At 41.0% G+C, this 1835-nt stretch carries 2 protein-coding genes; both read right to left on the reverse strand.

What is annotated here, in order from left to right; genetic code table 11:
- Positions 1-151 precede the first annotated feature (151 nt).
- Entirely contained in the window at positions 152-898 is a 747-nt protein-coding gene (gene fabG / locus BAZSYMA_RS08870; RefSeq protein ID WP_090718193.1) for a 3-oxoacyl-ACP reductase FabG, read from the reverse strand.
- Complete coding sequence (fabD, locus tag BAZSYMA_RS08875; RefSeq protein ID WP_090718196.1) at positions 898-1827, reverse strand: ACP S-malonyltransferase; 930 nt, start codon at positions 1825-1827, stop codon at positions 898-900. Before fabD ends, fabG begins: the two co-directional genes overlap by 1 nt.
- Positions 1828-1835 lie beyond the last annotated feature (8 nt).

Genomic DNA, 1835 nt, shown 5'->3' on the forward strand with positions numbered 1-1835 from the left:
CTATTTAAACTAGTAAAACTGGCAATTTGACCTGCAGTTAAATCCAGTGAAAAACACTTGATTATTTCTCTGAAATACGGGAACGATTGTAATGCTTATTTTTCCTTATCATAACTAGTATTTTTTTCTCCTCTCAGAGGGCGCGGCTAGGTTAAACGGTGTACATACCACCATTAACATGAATAGTTTGAGCTGTTACATATGCACCACCTTCACTTGCCAAGAACAACACCGCTCCAGCAATCTCATCTGCTGTGCCAAGTCTACCCATTGGAATTTGCTTAGATAAAGCCTCTTTTTGCTCTTCTGGCAATGCATCTGTCATATCTGTTTTGATAAAACCTGGTGCAACTGCATTCACGGTAATGCCACGAAGCCCAACTTCACGCGCCAGTGATTTGGTAAAACCCATAACGCCAGCTTTAGCAGCAGCGTAGTTAGTCTGGCCTGCATTACCCGTGCTACCAACCACTGAGGAAATTGAAATAATGCGCCCCGCTTTCTTCTTCATCATTCCGCGTAATACCGCTTTAGACATCTTATAAACCGAAGCAAGATTAGTGTTCATAATGTCATCCCACTCATCTTCTTTCATGCGCATCAAAAGATTATCACGGGTAATACCTGCATTATTAACCAAAATATCCACTGCACTATAGGTGTCAGTAATGTTTTTCATTACCTCGGTAATTTGCTCATTGTTGGTCACATTGAGTGTCATGCCTACGCCAGTAATGCCACTATTTTTAAACATACTGCTGATTGCATCAGCACCTTTATCGCTGGTTGCTGTACCAATAACACTTGCACCTGCACCACCTAGAGATAAGGCAATTGCTTGCCCAATTCCTCGGCTTGCACCAGTTACTAATACGATTTTTCCTGTTAAATCTGACATTATTTTATCTCCTTTAAAGTTACCTCAAGACTCTCTGAGTCCAGCACAGCATTGGCAGTTAATGATTTTTCAATTCTTTTGGTGAGTCCAGCCAAAACTTTGCCTGGCCCACATTCAATCAATTTTTCTACGCCCATAGTATACATTGCTTGCACTGTGCCTGTCCATAAGACGGGTTTATATAATTGCGCTACAAGTTTAGCTTTTATATCGGCAACATCATTTGCTTTTGTCGCATCAACATTATGTAGCACATCAACGCCGCCCATTTTGAAGTTTACTGCTTGCACCACATTAGCAAATACAGTCGCTGCGTTATTCATTAAAGAACAATGTGATGGCACACTCACAGGCAATATCACGGCACGCTTTGCACCTGCAATCTTCATCGCTTCACAAGTTACATCAACAGCTTCTTTATTGCCTGCAATAACCACTTGTCCATTTGAATTAAAGTTAACTGCTTCAACAACACCATCGCCAACATAATCGTTACAGATTTTTACCGCAGCCTCATCATCCAAACCTAGAATAGCTGCCATTGCACCTACACCTGGTGGCACAGCTGATTGCATCAATTCAGCACGCTGACGCACTAATTGAATGCCATCACTAAAATTGAGTGCACCTGTGGCAACTAAAGCTGTATATTCACCCAAACTATGTCCTGCCATACAAATAGGCGATAGACCTGTTTCATGCTCAAGCACTTGATAAGTTGCATAGCCTGCTGCCAACATTGCTACTTGTGTATTTTGCGTTTGATTAAGTCCATCTTGGTCTTCTTGCGTTAACTGCCAAAGGTCAAAACCTAAAACATCACTTGCATCTTCGAAGGTATTTTTTACAGAAGGAAAATTATCAGCTAGATCTGACAACATGCCAAGAGATTGAGAGCCTTGACCAGGAAAAATAATTGCGTAATTCATAAAATAAA

The organism is Bathymodiolus azoricus thioautotrophic gill symbiont (assembly GCF_001298715.1).
Taxonomy (GTDB): domain Bacteria; phylum Pseudomonadota; class Gammaproteobacteria; order PS1; family Pseudothioglobaceae; genus Thiodubiliella.

Bases quoted from the DNA above. Each gene is read 5' to 3' on its own strand.
- fabD (WP_090718196.1), bottom strand. From the start codon at position 1,827: ATGAATTACGCAATTATTTTTCCTGGTCAAGGCTCTCAATCTCTTGGC.
- fabG (WP_090718193.1), bottom strand. From the start codon at position 898: ATGTCAGATTTAACAGGAAAAATCGTATTAGTAACTGGTGCAAGCCGA.